This is a genomic window from Bradyrhizobium sp. Y36 (assembly GCF_002531575.1).
Lineage (GTDB): Bacteria > Pseudomonadota > Alphaproteobacteria > Rhizobiales > Xanthobacteraceae > Bradyrhizobium.
In genome coordinates this window covers 1-23,748 of sequence record NZ_NWTI01000026.1, presented here as the reverse complement: position 1 = coordinate 23,748, position 23,748 = coordinate 1, and the positions used below count along the sequence as shown (strand labels likewise).

Sequence of the window (23,748 nt, the reverse complement as noted above, 5' to 3'; positions counted from 1 at the left end):
GCTTAACAAGAGCCGCCCGAAAATATTTGGAATTCGTCGAAAGCCCGTGCATCGCCAACGCGATGCAGCCCTGCAAAGGTCCGACGAGGGTTCAATCTAACCAATTCGTGATCTAGATTGCGCGCCATGGACGACCACACCGACCCAATTCGCAAGCCCCGCGCCGATGCCGTGCGCAACCGCGAGCGCGTGCTCGAGGCCGCGAAGGCCGTGTTCAACGCCGGCGGCCCCGAGGCGAGCCTCGAGGCCGTGGCGAAACGCGCCGGCGTTGGGATCGGTACGCTCTACCGGCATTTTCCGACGCGAGAGGATCTGTTCGAGGCCGTGTACCGGCGCGAGGTCGGGCAGCTCAGCGAGCTCGCCGAACAGTTGAGGACCGCCAAGGACCCGGTCGACGCGCTCCGCCGCTGGCTGCGCTCCGCAGTCGAATTCGTCGCCACCAAGAAAGGCATGTCGGCCGCACTGGCACTGACCTATCAGAGCTCCTCGGAACTCGCGGCGTTCTCGATGGACCGGCTGACCAAGGCGATCGGATCGCTGCTTGGCCCGGCGATTGCCGCCGGCCAGATGCGCGGCGACATCAGCCCGGAAGACCTGCTCAGGGCCTTGATCGGCATGTGCTACATGCACGACCAGCCGGGCTGGCAATCCTCGGTGCTGCGCATGCTCGACGTGTTCGTCGATGGCTTGCGCCTGCAGCCGGCCGGCAAGGCCAAAGCGCGCGCCAAGCCGGCGAAACTCGCGGTGAAACGAAAACGATAGGCGCCCGTATTTCCCCGAGGTGATGCTAGGATCAGCATCGCCGGGATTTCAACGCGGAGCCTGTCATGCGCATCGCCGCCTTGCTCGTCGCCATCAGCCTCGTCTTCAGCTCGACCGCAGCCCTCGCCGACGATATCGCCGCGGCCCAGGACGTCATCCGCGCCCAGGAGCAAGCCTTCGTGCGCGGCGATGCAAACGCCGCCTATTCTCACGCCGCGCCGTCGATCAGGGAGATCTTCCCCGCTCCCGACGTCTTCATGTCCATGGTGCAGAGCGGTTACCCGCCGGTCTTCCGCCACAGGAGCTTCGAGTTCGGCGAGAGCAAGGTTGAAGGCGGCTGGATCGCGCAGCGCGTCCACATCATCGACGCCAACGGCGAAGCGTGGATAGCGCTGTACACGCTCGAGCAGCAGGCGGATGGCAGCTACAAGATCACGGGCTGCTCGCTGCTGAAGGCAGGACAGGCGGTTTAGGAATCATCCCGTCAGGATGGGCTTCAGCGCCTCGCGCTGGAGCACGATGAAGTCGAAAAAAGCTGCGATCCGCGGCACGCGCCTGAGATCGGGATGCGTCAGGATGCGCCAGCTCCGCGTCAATTCCGGGACAGGGCCGAGCACGCGCACGAGGCCAGGCTCGGCGTCGCCAAGCGCGATCGGAAGCGGCCCGATGCCGACGCCCGACCTGATCGCAGAGACGAGCCCCAGCACGCTGTTGATGCGCGCGGCCATCCTGGCGTCCGGCGCGACCTCCTTGAGCCATTTGACGGCACGGTGATTGGCCAGCGAATCGTCGAGGCCGACCAGCAGATGCCGACCGAGATCCGCGACGCGCTCAGGCTTGCCGTGCCGTTCGACATAGCCGCGGCTGGCGTACACGGCCCAGACCGATTCCGCGATCTTGCGCCCGACCAGTTCATCGTCGGTGTCGCCTGAGCGGAAGGCGACGTCGACCTCGCCCTTGGAGAGGTCGAGATAGCGATCGCTCATCACGAACTCGACGCGGAGCGACGGATGCTGCATGTGAAAAACGTCGATCAGGCCGGATTGGATCAGCCGGGCCACGATCGGCTCCGGGCAGGTGACGCGGATCACGCCCGTCATGTCCTGCTCGACGTCGTTGGCTCGCCGCGTGAAGTCCACGATGGTGGCTTCGACACGCTCCGCATATGGCAATATCGCCTGGCCGAATTCAGTCAGGCGGTAGCCGCTCTGTTGGCGCGTCACCAATGTGCGGCCCAGTCGCCGCTCCAGTTCATCCAGCCGGCGATGCACGGTCGACTGGCTGAGACCGAGCGCCTTGCCGGCCGCAATGGTGCTGCCGTGGCGCGCCACCGCCAGGAAATATTTGAGATCGTTCCAGTCGAACATGCGCGGATTATGCACTTGTGCGGCCGCCACCCGCAATGTTGCGGCTCCCACGCCGGAACGACCGCTCCTAGGCTGCATCAGCGACCCTGCAATGGAGGTTCAAGATGCGTCCTCACCTCGCCCTCGGCACCGCAATCGTACTGGGCTGTACTGCTCCGGCCGTAGCTCAGAGCCACGATGCGCATGGCATCGCCAAACCAAATCTGGTGCTGCAGCAAGTGGTTGAGGGGCTACCGAAGGAGGACAAACAGTCGGTGCGGGTAATGACCGCGTCATTCAAGCCGGGCGACAAGACCGTCTATCACACCCACCGTTACCCCGTGACCGTGTACGTGCTCGAAGGCGCTTTCACTCTGGAGCTGGACGGCAAGCCGCCCCTCACGGTCAAGGCCGGCGAGGCGTTGGTCGAACCACCCGGAGTGCCGATGACCGGCTACAACCGGACAGACGGAGAGACCCGGGTCGTCATCTTCTACGTCAGCGCGGTCGATACACCCTTCCTCGACCCGTTGGGCCATTGAGGAGGCCTAAGTCGCGAATTCCGGCCCCGTCTTCGTCGAGCTCATCCGCGAGCGGATCAGAAGCAGCACGACGATGCTGATGTTGAGCGCGTTCCAGGCCACGCCGTTGGCGAACGCCGCGCCGTAGGAGCCGGTGGCGTCGAAGATGACGCCCGACACCCAGCCGCCGAAGGACATGCCGAACACGGAGGCGAAGATCACGATGCCGACGCGCGTTGCGGCTTCACTCGCCGGCATCGCCTCGCGCACGATGATGGCGTAGCTCGGCACGATGCCGCCCTGGAACAGGCCGAACATCGCGGAGATCAGATAGAGCGAGGTGAGGCTGTCGAAGAACAGGTAGAACACCAGCGCAAAGCCCTGCGCCAGCGATCCCACCAGCAGCGTGCGAATGCCGCCGATCTTGTCGGCGAGATAGCCCGAGCCGATCCGGCTGACGATGCCGCAGGCCATCATCAAGGACAGCATCTCGGCGCCGCGCGCGACGCCATAGCCGAGATCGCCGCAATATGCGACGATATGCACCTGCGGCATCGCCATGGCAACGCAGCAGGCGATGCTGGCAATGGAGAGCAGCACCGTCAGCGTGTTGGTTGACAGCTTGAGATCGACGCGGGGCGGCGGCGCGTTGGCATGATCGCGGACATGGTCGTCGCCCATCTGCGCGCGCAGCACGAGCACCAGCAGCGCCATCGTGCTCGCGCAAACGATGCCGATGCCGATATGGGTGTAGCGCCAACCGATCGTCTCGGTGCCCCAGCTCACGATCGGCGGCCACATCGTCCCCGCGACGTAATTGCCGCTGGCGACGATAGTCACCGCCAGGCCGCGATAGCGCTCGAACCAGTGCGAGGCTTCCGCCATCAGGGGCGCGAAGGTTGCCGACGTGCCGAGGCCGATCAGGAAATAGGCGGCGACGAACTGCCAGAGCTGGGTCGATAGCCCCGCGAGCACATTGGCAACGCCGAGGAAGGCGATGCTGATCGCCATCGCCGCAACGATACCGAACCGGTCGGTGATCTTGCCGGCAATCACGCCGCCGAGCCCGAAGCCGAACATCATCAGCGTGAAGGCCAGCGACACCGCGCCGCGCGTGGCCCCGAATTCGGCCTGCACGGTGGGAATCACGACCACCACCGCCCACATGCCGACGGCGCCGATCGAGCCGATCACGAGCGCAAGCACCAGGCGCACCCAGGCCTGACGGGAGTCAGGGGTGAAGGCAGCGGGTGTTTGTCCTGGATGTTTCGGCGCGTGCACGGGCCGGACCATGGCCCGCGGATCGTCGCACGGTCAAGCATTGTGGCGCGATGTTGGGCATGCGCGGTGCACTGCGGTAAGAAGGAGCTTGGCGATCGCGCGATTTGCCATTAGTTTGCAATCAGCGTGTGCACCATGGCCGCGCGGAGAGCATTGTCGGCGGGAATGTTGCTGCGATTGACGCGATCGATGCGGATCAGGGTGGGGCGAATCATCGCCCTCGCCTATCTGTTCTGCGTGCTCGCGCCGGCGGCGAGTCTTGCATGGGGCAATGTTGCCGCGCCGTGCCTCGACGACGCGCTCATCGCCGAACACGCGCCAGCGCATCACCAGATCTCGGCCGGCCATGTTCATGGCGGGACCTTGCATGATCACGCCGGGCCGCATGCGCATCACCAGACCGCGACACAGGACGCACCCGCACCGCATCATCATGGCGGCAAGGGAACCGTGGGCCCGTGCTGTGCGATGATGTGTGTCAGCGCGTTGCCCGCCGATCTGCCCGTTGTCGCAACACCGGTCCAGCCGACTTCCACGTGCGCGCCCGAGATCGTGGCCAGCCTGCACAGCGCGGCCGCGCCCCTGCACTACCGGCCTCCCATCTCCTGATCTGACACGACGATTTCGGGCCGTGCGCGCTTCTGCGCGCGCGAACCTGTGGTCTCCAGATCAGGGATGAATCATGCTGACGCTTTCCGGGGCGAAGTTCGCCGCCGCATCCGCGGTGCGCGGACGACACTGTCGATTCCATTGGCCGCTGCTGGGCGCACTTGCGCTGGCGCTAGCCGGCTGCATGCCGGCAACGACCGAGATCGCCAGCGCGGATCCCGCCGATCCCGCGGCGAAGGTCGCGCCGGCCTCCTATCGCTCGACCATTGCGCCCTACAGCAGCCTGCGGCCTGCGACGCCGGCACCATGGCGCGACCGCAACGACGCCGTCGCGCCACGGCCAAAGCAAGACCGGTAGGAGCGCGCCATGAACCGCCATCTTGCGCGAGGCCTGCTCGTCCTCACCGCGCTCAGCCTCTCAGGCTGCGCCGCGTTCTCGCCCGACAGCGGCATGAGCGGGGTTTCCGAGCTGACCAGCCAGACCATCAACAAGGACGTCGCCTTCGTGCGGACGGCCGACGGCGCCGCCACGGTTGACGCGCGCGTGCGCCAGCTCCTGGCGAAGACGCTCAGCGTGGACGCCGCCGTCCAGATCGCACTGCTCAACAACAAGGGGCTGCAAGCCGCCTATAACGAGCTGGCATTGGCCGAAACCGATCTGGTCGAGCAGAGCCTGCCGCCCAATCCGGTGTTCTCGATCTCGCGAATCTCGGGCAATGGCGCCAGCGAGATCGAGCGCCAGGTCGTCGGCGACATCCTCGCCCTCGCCACCCTGCCGTTCCGCTCCGACATCGCCCGCGAACGTTTTCGCCAGGCGCAGTTGCGCGCGGCGCTGGGGACGCTGCGGCTCGCGACCGAGGTGCGCCGCGCCTATGTGCGCGCCGTCGCAGGCAACGAGATGGTGGCATTGCTGACGGACGCCAAGGCGACGGCGGAATCGACCGCACAGCTCGCCGTCAAGCTCGGCGAGACCGGTTCGATCAACAAGCTCGACCAGGCCCGCGAGCAGGTGTTCTACGCCGAGACCACCGCGGACCTCGCAACCGCTCGCCAGACCGCAACGAGCGCGCGCGAAAGGCTCGCGCGCCTGATGGGGCTTTGGGACGGCGGCCTCGACTTCCGCCTGCCCAATCAACTGCCGCCGCTGCCGCGTCGGCCGCAGGCCCTGCCCTCGATCGAAACCGACGCGGTCGCTCATCGCATCGACCTGCAGATCGCGCGGCTCGAGCTGAATGCGCTGGCGAAATCGCTGAGCCTCACCGAGGCGACGCGCTTCGTGACCCTGCTCGATCTCGCCGGCATCTCCCGCCGCACCAGGGATCCTGAAGGCGCGCCGTTCCGTGAACGCGGTTTTGACGTTCAGTTCCAGATCCCGATCTTCGACGGCGGCGAGGTCCGCGTGCGGCAGGCCGCCGAGACCTACAATCTCGCCTTCAACCGCTTGACCGAGCGCGCCGTCAACGTGCGTTCGGAGGCGCGCGATGCCTACCGCACGTACCGGTCCACTTACGACATCGCCAGCCATTATCAGCGCGAGATCATCCCCTTGCGCAAGATCATCACCGAGGAGATGCAGCTGCGCTTCTCCAGCATGCAGGTCGACATCTTTGCGCTGCTGACCGAGGCGCGTCAGCGCCTGGCGTCGCTGCGCGGCGCCATCGATGCCAGGCAAAGATTCTTTCTTGCCCAGTCCGACTTGCAGACCGCCGTCAACGGCGGCGGCGCGGCTGCTTTCGACGGCGACGCGCCAACCACCATCGCCGCGGCAGCGCCTGCCGATGCCGGCCACTGACATGGAGACCTCAATGTTTTCCCGCCGAGGATTTTTGGGCACCGCCGCGCTCGTCGGCGCATCCGCGGTTCAAGGCCGCGTGCAGGCCGCGTCGATTCCGGAAGCGCCGCACATGGACAAGGTGGTGATGCAGCCGCCGCTGCATCCCGTCGGCGGCCCCGACTATCGCCCCGTCGTGACGCTGAACGGCTGGTCGCTGCCGTTCCGCATGAATGGCGACTGGAAGGAATTCCATCTCGTCGCCGAGCCCGTGGTGCGCGAATTCGCCGAAGGCATGAAGGTGAATCTGTGGGGCTATAACGGCCAGTCGCCGGGCCCGACCATCGAAGCCGTCGAGGGCGACAAGGTCCGCGTCTTCGTCACCAACCGCCTGCCCGAATACACCACCGTGCACTGGCACGGCATGATCATCCCGAGCGGCATGGACGGCGTCGGCGGACTGACCCAGCCGCACATCCAGCCCGGCAAGACCTTCGTCTACGAGTTCGAGATGAGGAAGAGCGGGACCTTCATGTACCACCCGCATTCCGACGAGATGGTGCAGATGGCGATGGGCATGATGGGCATGGTCGTCGTGCATCCGCGCGACCCCGCCTTCCGGCCCGTCGACCGCGACTTCGTCTTCGTGATGAGCACCTATCGCGTCGATCCCGGCACGTACCTGCCGCATGTCAACGAGATGACCGACTTCAACATGTGGACCTGGAATGCGCGGGTGTTTCCGGGCATCGATCCCCTGGCCGTGCGGCTCGGCGACAGGGTGCGCGTGCGCATCGGCAATCTCAGCATGACCAATCACCCGATCCATCTGCACGGCCACAGCTTTGCGGTGACCTGCACCGACGGCGGCTGGATTCCCGAGAGCGCGCAATATCCGGAGACGACGACCGACGTGCCGGTCGGCGCCGTCAGGGTGTTCGACGTGCTCGCCGACAATCCCGGCGACTGGGCGTTCCACTGCCACAAATCGCATCACACCATGAATGCGATGGGACACGACGTCCGCAACCTGATCGGCGTGTCGCGCAAGGATCTCGCCAAGGCCGTCGGCAAGCTTGCGCCGGACGCGATGGCGATGGGCTCCACTGGCATGGCGATGGGCAACATGGAGATGCCCGCGCCCGACAACACGCTGCCGATGATGACGGGCACCGGCCAGTTCGGCCCGATCGAGATGGGCGGCATGTTCACGGTGATGAAGATCCGCGAGGACCTCGCGCGCGACGACTACCGCGATCCCGGCCCCTACAAATTCCCGCAAGGAACCGTCGCCTACGAGGTCGAGGCGCCCGATGCGGCACCGGTGCGGGAGCCAGATAGGCCAATGCACAAGATGAAGATGTGAGCGTTTCGATGAACCACCAACTGGAGATGACGATGAAGACCTTCAAGCTCGGCCTCGCGCTGGCTGCGCTGTCGCTCGCGCCGGCGTTTGCGCACGACAAGCACGCCCACGCGAGTTTTTCGGCCGGCGAGCCCGGCGATCCCAACAAGCCGGCACGCACGATCGAGATCCTGCTCAACGAGATGGACTACGCACCGTCGAAGATCGAGGTGAAGCGCGGCGAGCAGATCCGCTTCGTGCTGCGCAATGTCGGCAAGGAGGACCACGAATTCCTGCTCGCCACACCTAAGGAGAATCTCGCCCATGCGGCGGAGATGAAAAAGCATCCGCACATGGAGCATGACGATCCCAACGGCGTGCGGCTCGCACCACACAAGACGGCCGAGATTCTCTGGAAGTTCAGCAAGCCCGGCACGTTCGAATTCTCGTGCCTCATCCCCGATCATCGCGACTACGGCATGGTCGGCCACGTCACCGTCAAGTAATGACAAGGAGCCTCCCATGAACCGCATCATCCGCATTGCCGCAGCGCTGACGCTGACGTTGAGCACCGCCAACACTGGAGCCCTGGCGGCCGGGGCTGCCGCGATCAGCGGCGAGGTCAAAAAGATCGACGAGGGCGCCGGCAAGATCACGCTCAAGCACGGCCCAGCCAAGAGCCTCGGCATGGAGGAGCCCATGACCATGGTCTACCGCGTCAAGGATCCCGCGATGCTCAAGCAGGTGAAGGTCGGCGACAAGGTCACCTTCGAGGCCGAGGAGGCGGCCTCGGGCTATACGGTGACCAGGATGGACAAGGCGAAGTAGGGGCGGCTTTCTCTTGCCTGTCATTCCGGGGCGGCTCGAAGAGCCGAACCCGGAATCTCGAGATTCCGGGTTCGATGCTGCGCGTCGCCCCGGAATGACGGTTCTTGCCCCCGAAACACCCCGGTCCGCCCCTCTTCCCATCCCTCCGTTAACCCTTTGCTAACCATACACCGGGCAAAAATTGCCGGGTGAAGTCGAGTGTCGTCAGCCGCGTAGAACGGGAGCTCCCGTGGACGCCAGTGCGGTGCCTCACTTTCGGAACGGCGGCCCTTCGGCCGCCGCGCAGACATTTGGGGCGCGCGGACGGGGTTCGCGCGGGGAGGCAGCTACCATGGTCGACGTCACGGCAGGACAGGGCGTAGGCAGCGCAAGGCCGGGCATCCCCTCCCTCAACGAGATCGTCACTATCCTCAAGCGCGGCGACATCGCGCTGGCGCTGGGCATCCTCACCATCCTCGTGGTGCTGATCCTGCCCCTGCCCGCGATCGTGCTGGACCTGTTCCTGGCGATCTCGATCACGCTCTCGATCCTGATCCTGATGACCTCGCTGTTCATCCAGACGCCGCTGGAATTCTCCGCCTTCCCGACCGTCCTCCTGATCTCGACCATGCTGCGCCTGTCGCTCAACATGGCCTCGACCCGGCTGATCCTGTCGCACGGGCACGAGGGCACGGCGGCCGCCGGTCACGTCATCGAGGCCTTCGGCAGCTTCGTGATGGGCGGCAATTTCGTCATCGGCATCATCGTCTTCGCCATCCTGATCATCGTCAATTTCGTCGTCATCACCAAGGGTTCGGGCCGCATCGCCGAAGTCGCCGCCCGCTTCCACCTCGACGCCATGCCCGGCAAGCAGATGGCGATCGACGCCGACTTGTCCGCCGGCCTGATCGACGAGACGGTCGCCAAGCACCGGCGCAAGGAGCTGGAGGACGAGAGCGGCTTCTTCGGCGCCATGGACGGTGCCTCCAAATTCGTCCGGGGCGATGCCATTGCCGGCCTCCTGATCGTCTTCATCAACGTCGTCGGCGGCATGATCATCGGCGTGGCGCAGCAGGGCCTGTCCTTTGCCGACGCCGGGCGCAGCTACACGCTGCTGACGGTCGGTGACGGCCTCGTCACCCAGGTGCCCGCGCTGATCGTCTCGACCGCGGCCGGCCTGCTCGTCTCCAAGGCCGGCGTCTCCGGCGCCGCCGACAAGGCGCTGATGAAGCAGTTCTCCGGCTATCCGCAGGCGCTGGCGATGTCCTCCGCGGTCATGCTGGTGCTGGCGGCCCTGCCGGGCATTCCGACCCTGCCGTTCCTGGCGCTCGGCGCCGGCGCCGGTGCGCTGGCCTGGAACGCCCGCAACCGCAACCGCGTCACCGCCAAGGCCGAGGAAGCCGCCAAGGCCGCCCCCGCGGCAGGTCAGCCCGGCGCGCCGGGCGCTGCGGCCGCCGAGGAGCCGATCTCGGCCGCGCTCAAGATCGACGACCTCAAGATCGAGCTCGGCTATGCCCTGCTGCCGCTGGTCAACGGCCCCGACGGCACCGACCGCCTCACCGAGCAGATCAAGGCGCTGCGCCGTTCGCTCGCGATCGAGATGGGTTTTGTGATGCCGGCGGTCCGCATCCTCGACAACGTCCAGCTCGAGGCCAACACCTACATCATCAAGATCAAGGAGGTCGACGCCGGCACCGGCAAGATCTGGCCGAACCAGTTCATGGTCATGGACCCCGGCGGCAGCCAGGTGCAGGTCCCCGGCATCCACACCACCGAGCCGACCTTCGGCCTGCCCGCGACCTGGGTCGACGCCAGCCTCAAGGAGGAAGCCTCGCTCAAGGGCTACACCGTCGTCGACGCCGCGACCGTGCTCTCGACCCACCTCACCGAGCTGCTCAAGGCCAACATGTCGGACCTGCTCTCCTATGGCGAGGTGCAGAAACTGCTCAAGGAGCTGCCGAAGGAGCAGAGCGAGCTGGTCAAGGACATCGTCCCCGGCCAGGTCACGGTCTCCGGCATCCAGCGCGTGCTGCAACTGCTGCTCGCCGAGCGCATCTCGATCCGCGACCTCTCGACCATCCTCGAAGGCATCGCCGACTCGCTCGCCTTCTCGCGCAATCCCGCCACCATGGTCGAGCACGTCCGCGCGCGCCTGGCGCGGCAGATCTGCGCGCAAAACACCTCCTATGCCGGCTACCTGCCGCTGATCGCGCTGTCGGCGAAATGGGAGCAGGCCTTCGCCGAATCCATCATCGGCCAGGGCGAGGAGCGCAGTCTTGCGATGCAGCCCTCGAAACTGTCGGAGTTCATGACCGCCGTGCGCGAGGCGTTCGAGCGCGCCGCCCGCGAGGGCGAGGCGCCGGTGCTGGTCACCTCTGCGGCAATTCGTCCCTTCGTGCGCTCCCTGGTGGAGCGGTTCCGGGCCCAGACCACCGTGCTGTCGCAGGCCGAGATCCACCCCAGGGCGAGGCTCAAAACGGTCGGAAGCATCTGATTTGCCTTAAGAAGCCGTGTGTTTTTCGGCCACAGGCAAATGGTTTTTGAGTTCCTGGCGCCTTGTGGACCACCTGTCGATAAGGCGCCTGACACCCACATTACGACTTTGAAATAATTGCCAAAATTTACGATGAGCGGTCGCTTTTGATCGCGATCTTTCACGTCCTGTCACGCTCTTGTGATGGCCACTTGGGAACGAATCCCCCCAATACTAGGTTGTTGGGCACCGGAAGCATGAACCTGCCCGAACAGGGTAGCGACTACTTCGGGTAGATGGCGGCAGGAGCCTTCCATGAACCACTCGATTTACAGCGCAGATCGCTCGACCCACTTGAAGATCGTGGTCGTGGCCCTCGTTGCAGGGATCACGGTGGCAGGCTTCGGCATCACGGCACGCACGGGTTCGGACGAAGGCCTGACCCAGACCGCCCGCGTCCTCAAGGCCGGCAAGCCGGTTACCATCACCAGCTCGAACGCGTCCCTCGTTCGCTAAGGAGACATGAGTTTCAGGAATTCACGCGGCTCTTTACCAGCCCCCCAAAGTCGCCACGTGGATATGTAGACGACCCCAACCCCAAGTCGACTACAGAAAGCGCCCGCCCCCCACGGGCGCTTTCTCATGTCTGGGGTATGTTCTGACGGAATGCGCGGGAAGCGGCATTCTCCTGCTCTCGTGACCCGGACGCGCTGCAACGCCCTTCGCGTTGCTGCGCTGAGCCGGGACCCAGCAGGCCACGGCATTTGCTGCCACGTGGGCCCCGGCTCTGCAGCGCATCGCTGAAGAAGCGCTGCGCTGCGTCCGGGGCACGAGAGCGGAATTTGGACGCAGCTCGTAGGATGGGTAGAGCGCAGCGAAACCCATCAACGCCTCCCCTGTGTTGAAACATGATGGGTTTCGCAAGTGCTCTACCCATCCTACGCCTCCGAGACACACCTTCGCATCCCCGCGGCGTCTCTCGCCCGAGCTTTGCTTGATCGCTTCACCCTCCATTGAAAGAGGGCGCAGGGAAGACCGGGTGCCGGCTGGCACCCGCGGTCCACTGTGCGAATCCTGCGTGACGAGAAGCTGCACAGCGGCATACAGGTGTAGCCAGGACATCCCGGCCTTCCCTGCGCAGTGGTTTGACGGCTTATGTCGTGATCTCCCCGGGGAGCGTTGCGCTATTGCCCCCGTCGCCTTGCGGATGGCTGATGCGCTTGCCCGGTTGAGCAAACCACATCACCACAAGACTTGGCGCACAGACCCCGGGCGCCAGGACCACACGATTTTGCCGTACGCTGATGGCACCTGTCGTGGGCGCCAAGTGTTTCGCTCACGGTTGCCCGCCCTGCGAAATCCTTTGCGCCGATGTCATCGGCGTCCACCGCCGCCCAGCCCGCGTTCGTGACGATCGCGATACGCCCCTCTTCCCTGGGCCGGGTTGCGGCGACACATACGCGCTTTCCGAATTTCGGTAAAGTGGAATATTTTCGACCACGCGGATTGACCGACCAATTGGGTGTTTTGCCCGTCGGGCAACGCAAGGGATTGTGGCGCCCCTCGTCATTCCGGGGCGCGACGACGTCGCGAACTTTGATGCGCAATTGCGCATCAGAGAATCCATTTGGCAGCGCGTGATGCGGGCCGATGGATTCCGGGCTCGATGCTGCGCATCGCCCCGGAATGGCGACGCGATGTCGATTTGCGCAATTGGTCTTGCAGCCCGGATGGGCGGCAGCGATGTCCGGGGCCCTCACCACGAGCGGTCACGGGTATCGCTGCGCTCACCGGGCTACGAATCGCGGCCTACGCCTCGCGCAGTTCCGACGGCGTCGCGCCAAAGCGCTTGCGGAAGGCGCGGTTGAAATAGGACAGGTCGGAAAAGCCCGAGGAATGCGCGATGTCGCTGATCTTGCGCGTCCTGGCGCGGGGATCGCCGAGCAGTTTTCGCGCCTGCAGCAGGCGCTGCTCGAGCACGAATTCGGTGAAGGTGGTGCCGGCCTGCTCGAACAGGCGCTGCGCCTGGCGCGGGCTGAGGCCCGAGCGCGTCGCGACCTCGGACAGGCAGAGATCGTTGCGGCCAAGCGCCGCCATCACGTCGGCGCGCATGAGGTCGAGACGCGCCGCCGCGTGGCCGCGGCCGCGGGCAAGGCTGGCGTGCTCGGCATCGGTGCCGAGCAGGAGGCCGACGAGGTCGACCATGTGCTGCGCGGTCAGGCGCTGGCCGACGGCGTCGAGATGCGGCGCGTGATTGGCGGCGAGCGCATGGTAGCGGAAGATGGTCTCGGCTACCGCGCCGTCGCTGAGCACTTGCGACAGCTTGTCCTCGGCGCGCGGATTGATCTCCAGCAGCGCGCGACGCGGCATGCGGATGGTGGTGAAGCGGTCCTCAATGGTGTGGCCGACGGTGCCGGTGATGCCCATGTCGACGAGCACCATCTGCGCGGGCGCGAGCTCCACGGTATGACCGTTCTGCCCGACCCGGACGAGGCCCGCATGGGCCGCGATCAGCACGAGATCGTCACTGCCGTCGGCGAGGTGGCTCTGGCTGCGGGAATATTGCGCGGAGGCGCCTTCCGGAATGGCGAGCGCGATGTTGTCGACCACGCTGATCTGGAGCCGGCAGTCGATGCTGTCGCCACGGCTCGGCCCGATATCGAGGCCGCAGGCCCCCAAGGCCCGCTCGCGCCAATGCTCGAACGCCGCACCTTGCGGCAGTCCCGTATATTGGTGAACGAAGATGCCCGGCGTTTTCGCTGCATCCATCTGATGTCTAGCCCCTCTTTCGGCTCCGCGATCGGCGGTGCCGACTGCAATTTCCGGGAATTTGACGCCACGGACTGCGGCGAGGTTCAAATCGGGGGGCGATTCAGGAGGATTTGTCGGGATGCGACGGCGGAACGGACCGTGGCGACAGGGCGGGGTCTTGTAGCCCGCATGGAGCGGAGCGGAATGCGGGGACGGTGGTCCCGGATTGCGCGGAGCCTGTCATCGGGCGGCGCTTCGCGCCGACCCGTTGGCTCCATCCGGGCTACGGCCCTACTTCTTCGCCGGCGCCTGCGGCTCGGACGGCGGCACCGTCTCGATCAGCTTGCCCGAAAATACCGGAGCCGAGGTCGGCCGGCCGTCAGGCGAGCCGCCGGCCTGCTCGACGGTGACGGCGTAGGTCGCGCCGTTGACGACGTCGGCATCGTAGCCGGCGAGCAGCGGACGCGCGGTGAAATCACTGGCGCCGATCACGCCGAGCGAGCGGGGACGCGGCAGCTTGTCGGAGATCAGCCAGAGCTCGAAACTCTTGCCGGCCTCCGGCGTCGCGCCGACCTTGCGCACGGTGAAGTTCTTGGTTGCACCGTCGACGGTGAGGATGAAAGCGGGCCCGCCGGCCTGGCCTTGCAGCAGCGCGACATATTGCGCCGCGGCAGCGAGCGGCGCGGCCGGAATCTTCACTTCCACCGTCTGGATGCGCGGCGCGGGACGCAAGGCCCCCGGCAGCGCGTCGGGCAGGAAGATCTGAAGCGACAGCGTCACCAGCAGCGCGGCCGCGAGCGCGCCGGCCGCGGACGCGACGGAGCGCCAGCGCTTCACGCGGCTCTCGAGACGGATCACGTTGGTGTCGTCGGCGATGGCCACCTGCGGCGCCCGGACGACCTCGGGATCCGGCGCATGGACCTGCGGCATGAACACCGGCGCGATGTCGGCAATCGCATCGGATTCGGAGCGCACCGGCCCGGGCCGCCCTGCTTCGAGAGGCTGCGGCTCCGGTTGCGTCACCTGCTCCAGCGGCGCTTGCGGCGGCGCGGCTTCGACGGGCGGGATTGGCGGCGGTCCGACGTCGGCCAGACCGGGCGGCTGCTGGGCAAGGGCCGTGCGCGCGATCTCGGACCTGATGTTCTCCCACACGATCGGGCGCGGCTCGACCGAGCCGACCATCTGGTTGAGCGCGCCGAGCCGGAAGGCCCAGGCCTGCACGATCGCGGCGAACGCCTCGTCCACCGCCATCATGGTCTCGACCTGCGCGCGCTCGTCGGCATCCAGCGTACCGAGCGCGTATTCCGCGGCGAGCGCGATATGGTCCTCCGAATAGGCCATCAATTGCGGTCCAGAACCACCCTCACAGTAGAACCCTCATAGTCCGAGGCACTCCCGGATCTCCAACATGCTGCGCCGGAGCCACGTCTTCACCGTGTTGACGGGCGCTGAAAACTTCTCCGCCAATTGCTCGCGGCTCCAGCCGTTGTAATAGGCGAGAAGCACGAGCCGCTGACGGTCCGGCTCGAGCCGGCCGACGCATTCGAGCAGCCGCTTCAACTCTTCGGTCATCTCCCGGCGCGCCAGCGGGTCGGGGCTGTCGGCCGCCACCTCCATCGCCTGAGGCTCTTCCTCGATCGAGACCTCCGACTTCTTGCGCACGATGTCGATCGCGCGGTTGCGCGCAATCGAGGCCATCCACGTGATCGGCGAGGACAGCGCCGGATTGAACCCGCCGGCACCGTTCCAGATCTTGACGTAGGTCTCCTGGATGACCTCCTCTGCGAGATCCTGTCGGCGCAAGATACGGAGCACGACGCCATAGAGTTTCGCGCGCGTGGCGGCGTAGAGGCGCTCGAACGCGGCCTGATCGCCCTTCGCCACCGCCTCGATCAACCCGACCAGCTCTGCTGGCGTCAGCATTCAGCCCCCCAACACGCGGGCCGTCGCGTTCCGCGCAGGCCCCAGCACGTCGCTACCATAGCGCGCGGCAAAGCCCCTCACCAAGGGGCGGGGCGCCACGCTGTGGATAGCAAATGCAAAAACCCGGACCTTGCCGGTCCGGGTTTTGCTGATTCCTGCAAATTCAGGCTGCCGGCACCGCTCAGGCGACGGCGCCGATGCGGGCGCGCATCAGGCCGATGCTGTCGAGGTCGGCCTGCTCGCGGGCGTTCTCCTCGGCGCGCTCGCGGGCCTGGTCGCGCTCGTCGAGCAGCTCGACCTTCTTCAGCTCCTCGAAGGCCTCGGCGAGCGCAGCCTTGGCTTCGTCGAGCTGGCCCTTGAGCTCGTCGGCCGAGCGGGTCAGGTTCTCGCGGCGCTGGATCGCCGCCTTGGCGTAGGTCGGATAGGCGAAGTGCGAGGGATCGTTGATCCCGGCGCGCTCCTGCTCGGTCTGGATCTCGCGTTCGAGATCGACCGACATGCGCTGGAAATCGGCGATCATGGTCTCGATCTGGGTGACCCGGCGGCGCTTCTCGTCGACCTGAAACTTCTTCAGGCGAATGAGGGTATCTCGTGACTTCATCGACTCGTACTCCCCAGAAGTCCCCCCGCTGCACGTGGGACGATACCGGTCACCCCACGGGCCCGATCGGGGCCCAGACCGGCTCTGCTACTCTGTGGGGTCGGATGATGACGGGACAAAGTTAGCGTTCCGTTTCCAAATTGCCGAGGATTTGCGCCAACTGGCGGTAGCCGTCGGCCAGTGATGCATTTTCGTCCTTGCGCTGGCGCAGGAAGGCCTCCAGCGGCTCGTGCAGGCGGATCGCCTCGTCCACCTCCGGGCTGGAGCCGGCCCGATAGGCGCCCAGACGGATCAATTCCTCCATGTCGGCATAGGTCGCCATCACCGCCCGCGCCTTCTGGATCACGGGCCAGAACTGCGGATCGGCCGATTTCGGCATGGTGCGGGAGACGGATTTGAGGATGTTGATGGCGGGATAGCGGCCGCGCTCGGCGATCGAGCGCTGCATCACGATGTGGCCATCGAGGATGCCGCGGACGGCGTCCGCAATCGGCTCGTTGTGGTCGTCGCCGTCGACCAGCACCGTGAAGATTGCGGTGATGGCGCCCTCGCCCAGGCCCGGGCCGGCGCGCTCCAGCAGCTTCGGCAGCTCGGTGAAGACGGTCGGCGTGTAGCCCTTGGCCGTCGGCGGCTCGCCGGCGGACAGGCCGATCTCGCGCTGGGCCATGGCAAAGCGCGTCACCGAATCCATCAGGCAGAGCACGTCCTGGCCTTCGTCGCGAAAATATTCGGCGACCGCGAGCGTCAGATACGCCGCCTGGCGGCGCATCAGCGCCGGCTCGTCGGAGGTCGCGACCACCACGACCGAGCGCGCCAGACCCTCCTCGCCGAGATCGTCCTGCAGGAACTCCTGCACCTCGCGGCCGCGTTCGCCGATCAGCCCGATGACGCTGACGGCGGCATCGACGTTGCGCGCGAGCATCGACAGCAGCACCGATTTGCCGACGCCGGAGCCTGCGAAGATGCCCATGCGCTGGCCGCGGCAGCAGGTGAGGAACGTGTTCATCGCGCGCACGCCGAGATCGAGCGGGGCGCCGACGCGCTTGCGCGAATGTGCCGGCGGCGGCGTATTGCGGAACGGCATCGGCGAAGCGCCCTGCGGCAGCGGGCCCTTGCCGTCGATCGGCTCGCCCAGCGCATTGACGACGCGGCCAAGCCAGGCGGACGAGGGCCGCACGAGATTGGCGGCATTGGCGATCACGGCCTTGCAGCCGCGGCGCACGCCGTCGAGGCCGGCGAACGGCATCACGACGGCGTTGTTGCCGGAGAAGCCGATCACCTCGCAGGGAATCGAACGGTTGGCGCCGGTCTCGATCACCAGCCGCGCGCCGACCGACATCGCGTGAATGGGTCCTGCCACCTCGACCATCAGGCCGCGAACGCCGACCACGCGGCCATAGATGTTGACGCCGTCGATATCGCCGATCTGTTCGGCCAGCGCCTTCATCGGGGGGCCTTCATCAGGAGCGCCTTCATATGAGGGCCTTCATATAAGATGGTGGTCGCGCCAGCGATCCCCGGGACTTCACGGTGAAAACCTTAAGTTTCGCCATATTTCTGAACGGAGCTTAACTTCGTGTTTACCCGCATCATTAATCATTGCGTCACTGTCTTTGTGACTGAGCGTGACTCCCCTTCAGAAGAAGGCTGAGTCACGGGAGTCGGTTAGGCCCGTCTCTTAAAGTGGAACTTGAACGGAGTTGGGTGACGAAAGCTGCTTCACGCGCAAGACCTTAGGGCGATTCGACAAAAATTGCACCGGGGGGACTTGCGTTCCAGAATCAGGATTTGTTAACCATCTGTTGTCAGGATCCGAATCAGTTGTTCAAAGGCGTTTTGTTGAGTGCCGCGAATGCGGCCGACCTGACGCCCAGGAGCGGCGACTATGGGGAACTGGCATGCGCGTTTTGCTGATTGAAGATGACAGCGCCGTCGCGCAGTCGATCGAGCTGATGTTGAAGTCTGAGAGCTTCAACGTCTACACGACCGATTTGGGGGAAGAAGGCGTCGATCTCGGTAAATTATACGATTACGACATTATCCTTCTCGACCTCAACCTGCCCGACATGTCCGGCTACGACGTGCTCAAGCAGCTTCGGGTTTCCAAGATCAAGACACCGATCCTGATCCTCTCCGGCCTCGCCGGCATCGAGGACAAGGTCAAGGGTCTCGGCGTCGGCGCCGACGACTACATGACCAAACCCTTCCATAAGGACGAGCTGGTTGCCCGCATCCACGCGATCGTGCGCCGCTCCAAGGGTCACGCCCAGTCGGTCATCCAGACCGGCGACCTCGTCGTCAACCTCGACACCAAGACGGTGGAAGTCGGCGGCCAGCGCGTGCACCTGACCGGCAAGGAGTACCAGATGCTGGAGCTGCTCTCGCTCCGCAAGGGTACGACCCTGACCAAGGAAATGTTCCTCAACCACCTCTATGGCGGCATGGACGAGCCCGAGCTGAAGATCATCGACGTCTTCATCTGCAAGCTCCGCAAGAAGCTCGCCAACGCTTCCGAGGGACGCAACTTCATCGAGACCGTGTGGGGCCGCGGCTACGTGCTGCGCGAGCCGCACGAGGCCGACGAGCGCATCCCCGCCTGATCTTCTTCCGTTTACGTCGCGAGCCCCCTTCGGGCTCGCTCCTCCCAGCCTGGACCCCGCCGCAAATGGCGGGGTTTTGTTTTTGCGGGGATGCTTCATCTCGCGCTTGAGCTTTGAACCGCTATGCTTCCCCCGCCGACGAATGGTCGCTGCACGATGGGGGAACGATGATCCTGCAATCACTGGCCGGCCTGCCCGCCTTCCTGGTCTATTTCTGCACCGGGCTGATCGCGATCGTGGCCTATCTGCTGGTCTATACCCGCATCACCCCGCATAACGAATTCCAGCTGATCCGCGACAACGAGCCGGCCGCGGCGATCGCGCTCGGCCTCAGCCTGCTCGGCTTCGTGGCGCCGCTGGTCAGCGCCATCGCGCATTCGGCCAATGTGCTGGATTGCATGATCTGGGCGATCATCGCGCTGATCGTGCAGATCATCGTGCTGTTCCTGGTGAGGGTACCGGTGCCGAACCTGTCGGCGCGGATTGCCGCCGGCGAGCTGGCCCCGGCGATCTGGCTCGGCCTGTCCTCGCTCGCCGCCGGCCTCCTCAACGCCGCCTGCATGATCTACTGAGATGATAGCGAAGTGACATGGCCGACAATCCTCCCAGCAAGCAGTTCGGCAAGCGCCGGCCACGCCTGCCGGCGGACCTGCCGCTGCCGCCGCGGGAGCCGGTGAAGCGCTCGGGCCACGTCGCGCTGCTGGTGATGGGCACGCTCGCGGTCGGCACCACCGCCTACACCTTGATGCCGCGGCAGACTTGCGAGCCCACGCCCGGCGCCGTGCCGGGGCAGACGACCACGACCTGCACAAGCAGCAGCTCGTCGGGCGGCAGCAGCTCGCGCTGGTCGTCGCGATCGAGCTTCTTCAGCAGCGATTCATCGAGCCATTCTTCTTCGGGAACCTCGTCGTCCGACTCCGGCCACAGCAGCGTGAGCCGCGGCGGCTTCGGCTCGTTCGGCCACGGTTTTTCGGGCGGCGGCTAGCGCATGATCCGGAAAAGTGGTCACCGGTTTTCCCTCGCGACAAACGCGAAACGCGTTTGCGCGGAGATCATGCGCAGGAGATAGCATGCAGCGCATCACCTGCCTGGAGCGCGACGACTGGCGAGAGACCGCGGCGCAGTGCGGCTTCGTCTTCCACACCATCGACGGCGAACGCTATTGGGACGAGCGCGCCTACTACGGCTTCACGCTCGACGAGATCGAGCGCGGCATCGAGACGCCGACCGGCGAGATCGAGGCGATGTGCCTGGAGCTCGCCGGCCGCGTCATCGGCGACGAGCGGCACCTGCGGCGCCTGCAGATCCCGGAAGCGTTCTGGAGCCTGATCGTCGAGAGCTGGCAGCGCGACGACCGCAGCCTCTACGGCCGGCTCGATCTGAAGTACGACGGCAAATCGCCGGCCAAGCTGCTCGAATACAATGCTGATACCCCGACCTCGATCTTCGAGGCCGCGGTGTTTCAATGGACCTGGCTCGAGCAGGCGATCGAACGCCGCGTCATCCCCGCGCGCGCCGATCAGTTCAACTCCATCCACGAGCGGTTGATCGCGGCGTGGAAGGAGATTGCAGCCGGCCGCCACGTCCACCTCGCCGGCACCCTCGACAACGCCGAGGATGCCGGCACGCTCGCCTATCTCGAGGACACCGCGCGGCAGGCCGGGCTCTCGACGGGGCTGCTCGACATCGAGCAGGTCGGCTGGCGCGACGAGGGCGGCGGCTTCGTCGATCTCGACGAGACAGACATTGCGCTCGCCTTCAAGCTCTATCCCTGGGAATGGATGTTCCAGGACGCCTTCGGCGCAAAGCTCAAGGACGCCCCGACGCACTGGATCGAGCCGCCGTGGAAGGCGGTGCTCTCCAACAAGGGCATCCTGCCGCTGCTCTGGGAGATGTTTCCGAACCACCCCAATCTGCTGCCGGCCTTCTTCGAGGACGATCCGCGCGCCGCCGAGCTCGGCACGTCCTATGTGCGCAAGCCGCTGCTGTCGCGGGAAGGCGCCAACGTCACGATCGTGTCGGGTGGCATGGCCCTCGACGCGCAGACGGGCCCCTACGGCGCAGAGGGCTTCGTGCGGCAGGCGCTGGCACCGCTGCCGAATTTCTCGGGCTTCTATCCGGTGATCGGAAGCTGGCTGGTGAACCACGAGCCGTGCGGATTGTCGATCCGCGAGGACGAGAGCCCGATCACGGGCAATCACTCGCGCTTCCTGCCGCATGCGATTTTGTGAGGTCCCGTCGTTCCGGGCTCCGCGCTTGCGCGCGGCCCCGGAATGACGATGACATCACTTCGCCGCGGCGATCTTCAGCGGCTGCGGCATCAGCCCGCCCATGGGACGGCCGGAGCGCGCGGGGTTGAGCTGGTAGAGGCCGCGACGCTCGGTGATGGGACGGAACACATCGGTGATGCCGACGACGGATTCGGCGGCGCCGAGCAGCAGGGTGCCGTCGGCCTCCATCGTCTTCGCCATCCGCTCGAAGATCACCGCCTTGGTGTCCTGGTCGAAATAGATCAGCACGTTGCGGCAGAAGATCACGTCGAATGTGCCGAGATGGGAGAAGTCCTGCAGCAGGTTGAGCTGGCGGAACTGCACCATGGCGCGGATGTCGGCATTGAGCTGCCAGAGCTCGCCAACTTGCGTGAAATACTTCATCAGGTGCTGGATCGGCAGGCCGCGCTGCACCTCGAACTGGCTGTAGACGCCGGCCTTGGATTTCTCCAGCACCTCCTGCGACAGATCGGTGGCGACGATCTCGATGCGCCAGCCGGCGAGCGCCGCGCCCATCTCCTTCACGCACATCGCGATCGAATAAGGCTCCTGCCCCGTCGACGACGCCGCCGACCAGATGCGCAGGCTCTTGCGTGCCGCGCGCGCCTGGATCAGGCCCGGCAGGATGGTGTCGCGCAGATGATCGAACGGGATCTTGTCGCGGTAGAAGAAGGTCTCGTTGGTGGTCATCGCTTCGACCACGTCGGTCGCAAGCCGGCCGTCGCCGTTCCTGATCTTCAGCACGAGATCGGGAATGCCGGGAAGGCTTGCCTTGCGCGCCAGCGGCAGCAGCCTGCTCTCGACGAGATACTGCTTGTCGGGCGACAGATCGAGGCCGGAGCGCTCTTTCAGGAACTTGCGCAGATAATCGTAATCGGTGGGCGTCACGAGCGGTCTCCCGCGAACAGGCGGTTGACCTTGGCGCCGATCTGGTTGAGCGGCAGGATCGCCGCGCAGATGCCGGCATTGGCCGCCGCGCCCGGCATGCCCCAGACCACGCTGGAGGCCTCGTCCTGCGCGATCACGCTGCCGCCGGCGGCGACGATGTCCTTGCCGCCGCGCATGCCGTCCGAGCCCATGCCCGTCAGGATCACGGAGAGGATGTTGCCGTGCCAGATGTCGATGGCGGAGGTGAAGAGCGGATCGACCGCGGGCTTGCAGAAATTGACGGCGGGGCCGTCGTCGAGTGCGATCACGGTGTCCGCGCCGTTGCGTGCGACGCGCATGTGCTTGCCGCCGGGCGCCAGATAGATCCGTCCCGGTTTCACCGGCTCACCGTCGACCGCCTCGGCTGCCGGCTTGCGGCTCGAGCGCGCCAGATGCTCGGCAAGGATGGTCGTGAAGGTCGGCGGCATGTGCTGGGTGATCAGCACCGGGAAGCGATCGATCACCGAACCGAGTTCGGTGACGAGCGCCATCAGCGCCTGCGGGCCGCCGGTCGAGGAGCCGATCAGCAGAACCTTGGGAGCCTGGCTGGAGAACGGACGCGTGACCAGCGATCCCGACGACGGGACCTGCGAGGCCGGCGCGGGCGCGGCGGGCCGCGCCACGGGACCGCGCGGGGCCGGAGCCGGCGTTGCGGGCGCCAGCGGCGGGCTCGCAACCGCGGGCTTGCGTCGCAGCCGCGCGCCGAGATGACGGATCTTCTGGATCAGGTCGTGGTGAAAGATGTCGGCGGCCGACGCCTCGCGCGTCGATTCCGGCTTCGGGATGTAGTCGGCGGCGCCGAGCGACAGCGCCTTGAAGCTGATCTCCGCGTTGCGGCGGGTCAGCGTCGAAGCCATGATGATGACGAGATCACGCTTCTTCGCCAGCAGCTGCGGCAGCGCCGAGATGCCGTCGAGCTCGGGCATTTCGATGTCGAGCACGGCGACATCGGGGTTGATGCGTTCGAGCTGGTTGACCGCCTCGAGCCCGGTCCGCAGCGAAGCTGCGACCTCCATGTCGTGTTCGGCGCCGACCCAGCGCGAGATCAGACCGCGGATGACGACGGAGTCGTCGACGATCATCACACGCAGCGGCCCGGCTTCGCGCGACGAGCCTGTGGTCGAATTCCCTGCGAACGCAACACTCATTACTCACCAACTCAGACTGAAAGAGGACAGTTGAAAACGGGCGCCGAAGGATCCGTGAGGCCTCCTCCGGCCGGTCGCTCAGATAAGGCCGACTTCCTGGAATTTCGCCGTCACGATGTCCTTGTCGAACGGCTTCATGATGTATTCGTTGGCACCGGCATGCAGCGCGCGCGCGATATGCGCGACGTCGTTCTCGGTGGTGCAGAACACCACCTTGGGCTGGTCGCCGCCGGGCATCCGCCTGAGATGGCCGAGGAACTCGTAGCCGTCCATCACGGGCATGTTCCAGTCGAGCAGCACCGCGTCGGGCAAGCCGCGCTTGCAGGCTTCCAGCGCCTTCTCACCGTCCTCGGCTTCGAGGATCTGGAAGTCGAGGCCCTCCAGAATCCGGCGCGCAACCTTGCGGATGACGCTGGAATCATCAACGACGAGACAAGTTCGCATGTGAACCTCTGCTTCCTCCCCCTTTGCGGGGGCACTTCCAATTACTGGCACGTCGGCGGCGAGACCGCCGTATCAGGCCGCCATCATCTCGGGCGCGAGCTCGAGCACGCGATCGACGTCGAGGACGACCATGAGCTGACCGTCGAGGCGATGGACGCCGCCGGCGAGC

General features: G+C 65.7%; 25 protein-coding genes and 1 pseudogene. 15 read left to right on the top strand and 11 right to left on the bottom strand.

The window, feature by feature from the left end:
* Nucleotides 1-126: 126 nt before the first annotated feature.
* Together CO669_RS30895 and CO669_RS30890 are read left to right on the top strand one after the other, a co-directional pair.
* Nucleotides 127-762, top strand: a complete 636-nt coding sequence (locus tag CO669_RS30895; protein WP_097665739.1) for a TetR/AcrR family transcriptional regulator — start codon at nucleotides 127-129, stop codon at nucleotides 760-762.
* 65 nt (nucleotides 763-827) lie between these two features.
* Nucleotides 828-1,235 carry a DUF4864 domain-containing protein gene (locus CO669_RS30890; RefSeq protein WP_097665737.1) on the top strand — a complete coding sequence of 136 codons (408 nt, stop codon included), beginning with the start codon at nucleotides 828-830 and terminating at the stop codon, nucleotides 1,233-1,235.
* A 3-nt stretch (nucleotides 1,236-1,238) separates the two neighbouring features.
* Here the strand turns inward: CO669_RS30890 and CO669_RS30885 are convergent, their stop codons facing one another.
* Nucleotides 1,239-2,159 carry a LysR family transcriptional regulator gene (locus tag CO669_RS30885; RefSeq protein WP_158228806.1) on the bottom strand — a complete coding sequence of 307 codons (921 nt, stop codon included), beginning with the start codon at nucleotides 2,157-2,159 and terminating at the stop codon, nucleotides 1,239-1,241.
* 74 nt (nucleotides 2,160-2,233) lie between these two features.
* Here CO669_RS30885 and CO669_RS30880 point away from each other — a divergent pair, with 74 nt between their 5' ends.
* Nucleotides 2,234-2,650, top strand: a complete 417-nt coding sequence (locus CO669_RS30880) for a cupin domain-containing protein (RefSeq protein WP_097665733.1) — start codon at nucleotides 2,234-2,236, stop codon at nucleotides 2,648-2,650.
* A 6-nt stretch (nucleotides 2,651-2,656) separates the two neighbouring features.
* On the opposite strand, the gene CO669_RS30875 is transcribed toward CO669_RS30880, so the two are convergent.
* Nucleotides 2,657-3,922: an MFS transporter gene (locus tag CO669_RS30875; RefSeq protein ID WP_097665731.1), complete on the bottom strand. Its 1,266-nt coding sequence runs from the start codon at nucleotides 3,920-3,922 to the stop codon at nucleotides 2,657-2,659.
* A gap of 153 nt (nucleotides 3,923-4,075) precedes the next feature.
* Here CO669_RS30875 and CO669_RS30870 point away from each other — a divergent pair, with 153 nt between their 5' ends.
* From CO669_RS30870 to CO669_RS30835, 8 genes are all read left to right on the top strand, one after another.
* Complete coding sequence (locus CO669_RS30870; RefSeq protein WP_097665729.1) at nucleotides 4,076-4,519, top strand: hypothetical protein; 444 nt, start codon at nucleotides 4,076-4,078, stop codon at nucleotides 4,517-4,519.
* A gap of 73 nt (nucleotides 4,520-4,592) precedes the next feature.
* Complete coding sequence (locus CO669_RS30865) at nucleotides 4,593-4,877, top strand: hypothetical protein (protein ID WP_097665727.1); 285 nt, start codon at nucleotides 4,593-4,595, stop codon at nucleotides 4,875-4,877.
* Between the two features lie 9 nt (nucleotides 4,878-4,886).
* Complete coding sequence (locus CO669_RS30860) at nucleotides 4,887-6,311, top strand: TolC family protein (RefSeq protein WP_097665725.1); 1,425 nt, start codon at nucleotides 4,887-4,889, stop codon at nucleotides 6,309-6,311.
* A 13-nt stretch (nucleotides 6,312-6,324) separates the two neighbouring features.
* Entirely contained in the window at nucleotides 6,325-7,656 is a 1,332-nt protein-coding gene (locus CO669_RS30855) for a multicopper oxidase family protein (protein ID WP_097665871.1), read from the top strand.
* 8 nt (nucleotides 7,657-7,664) lie between these two features.
* On the top strand, nucleotides 7,665-8,141 hold the full coding sequence (locus CO669_RS30850) for a cupredoxin domain-containing protein (protein ID WP_502694535.1): 477 nt from the start codon (nucleotides 7,665-7,667) through the stop codon (nucleotides 8,139-8,141).
* A 16-nt stretch (nucleotides 8,142-8,157) separates the two neighbouring features.
* Entirely contained in the window at nucleotides 8,158-8,463 is a 306-nt protein-coding gene (locus CO669_RS30845) for a copper-binding protein (RefSeq protein ID WP_097665721.1), read from the top strand.
* Nucleotides 8,464-8,794: 331 nt separating this feature from the next.
* A complete protein-coding gene (gene flhA / locus CO669_RS30840) occupies nucleotides 8,795-10,936 on the top strand; it encodes a flagellar biosynthesis protein FlhA (RefSeq protein WP_198964345.1) in 2,142 nt (713 codons plus the stop codon).
* Nucleotides 10,937-11,230: 294 nt separating this feature from the next.
* Nucleotides 11,231-11,431: a hypothetical protein gene (locus CO669_RS30835; protein WP_097665717.1), complete on the top strand. Its 201-nt coding sequence runs from the start codon at nucleotides 11,231-11,233 to the stop codon at nucleotides 11,429-11,431.
* Nucleotides 11,432-12,724: 1,293 nt separating this feature from the next.
* Here CO669_RS30835 and CO669_RS30825 read toward each other — a convergent pair.
* From CO669_RS30825 to fliI, 5 genes are all read right to left on the bottom strand, one after another.
* The gene (locus tag CO669_RS30825; protein WP_097665715.1) at nucleotides 12,725-13,684 is read right to left on the bottom strand and encodes a helix-turn-helix transcriptional regulator; all 960 of its coding nucleotides are present in this window, start codon (nucleotides 13,682-13,684) and stop codon (nucleotides 12,725-12,727) included.
* 273 nt (nucleotides 13,685-13,957) lie between these two features.
* A complete protein-coding gene (locus CO669_RS30820; protein ID WP_097665713.1) occupies nucleotides 13,958-15,007 on the bottom strand; it encodes an anti-sigma factor in 1,050 nt (349 codons plus the stop codon).
* 36 nt (nucleotides 15,008-15,043) lie between these two features.
* On the bottom strand, nucleotides 15,044-15,589 hold the full coding sequence (locus CO669_RS30815) for a sigma-70 family RNA polymerase sigma factor (RefSeq protein ID WP_097665711.1): 546 nt from the start codon (nucleotides 15,587-15,589) through the stop codon (nucleotides 15,044-15,046).
* Nucleotides 15,590-15,770: 181 nt separating this feature from the next.
* Nucleotides 15,771-16,190 (bottom strand): flagellar export protein FliJ, encoded by a 420-nt coding sequence (fliJ, locus tag CO669_RS30810; RefSeq protein WP_011084990.1) that lies wholly within the window; start codon nucleotides 16,188-16,190, stop codon nucleotides 15,771-15,773.
* Between the two features lie 121 nt (nucleotides 16,191-16,311).
* Nucleotides 16,312-17,637 carry a flagellar protein export ATPase FliI gene (fliI, locus tag CO669_RS30805; RefSeq protein ID WP_097665709.1) on the bottom strand — a complete coding sequence of 442 codons (1,326 nt, stop codon included), beginning with the start codon at nucleotides 17,635-17,637 and terminating at the stop codon, nucleotides 16,312-16,314.
* A gap of 451 nt (nucleotides 17,638-18,088) precedes the next feature.
* Here fliI and ctrA point away from each other — a divergent pair, with 451 nt between their 5' ends.
* From ctrA to CO669_RS30785, 4 genes are all read left to right on the top strand, one after another.
* Nucleotides 18,089-18,790, top strand: a complete 702-nt coding sequence (gene ctrA, locus CO669_RS30800; RefSeq protein WP_016848562.1) for a response regulator transcription factor CtrA — start codon at nucleotides 18,089-18,091, stop codon at nucleotides 18,788-18,790.
* A gap of 167 nt (nucleotides 18,791-18,957) precedes the next feature.
* Nucleotides 18,958-19,362, top strand: coding sequence for a DUF350 domain-containing protein (locus CO669_RS30795; RefSeq protein WP_097665869.1), 405 nt, complete (start codon nucleotides 18,958-18,960; stop codon nucleotides 19,360-19,362).
* Nucleotides 19,363-19,379: 17 nt separating this feature from the next.
* Nucleotides 19,380-19,775, top strand: coding sequence for a hypothetical protein (locus CO669_RS30790; protein WP_097665707.1), 396 nt, complete (start codon nucleotides 19,380-19,382; stop codon nucleotides 19,773-19,775).
* A gap of 85 nt (nucleotides 19,776-19,860) precedes the next feature.
* Complete coding sequence (locus CO669_RS30785) at nucleotides 19,861-21,021, top strand: glutathionylspermidine synthase family protein (protein WP_097665705.1); 1,161 nt, start codon at nucleotides 19,861-19,863, stop codon at nucleotides 21,019-21,021.
* Between the two features lie 54 nt (nucleotides 21,022-21,075).
* Here CO669_RS30785 and CO669_RS30780 read toward each other — a convergent pair whose 3' ends face one another.
* The 4 genes and pseudogenes from CO669_RS30780 to CO669_RS36490 all read right to left on the bottom strand — a co-directional run.
* Nucleotides 21,076-21,948 carry a CheR family methyltransferase gene (locus tag CO669_RS30780; protein WP_097665703.1) on the bottom strand — a complete coding sequence of 291 codons (873 nt, stop codon included), beginning with the start codon at nucleotides 21,946-21,948 and terminating at the stop codon, nucleotides 21,076-21,078.
* Nucleotides 21,945-23,135: a protein-glutamate methylesterase/protein-glutamine glutaminase gene (locus CO669_RS30775; protein ID WP_097665701.1), complete on the bottom strand. Its 1,191-nt coding sequence runs from the start codon at nucleotides 23,133-23,135 to the stop codon at nucleotides 21,945-21,947. The genes CO669_RS30780 and CO669_RS30775 overlap by 4 nt, the downstream gene beginning before the upstream one ends.
* A gap of 78 nt (nucleotides 23,136-23,213) precedes the next feature.
* Nucleotides 23,214-23,579, bottom strand: coding sequence for a response regulator (locus CO669_RS30770; RefSeq protein ID WP_007600538.1), 366 nt, complete (start codon nucleotides 23,577-23,579; stop codon nucleotides 23,214-23,216).
* A gap of 72 nt (nucleotides 23,580-23,651) precedes the next feature.
* A pseudogene (locus tag CO669_RS36490) lies at nucleotides 23,652-23,748 on the bottom strand (chemotaxis protein CheW); the annotation flags it as partial.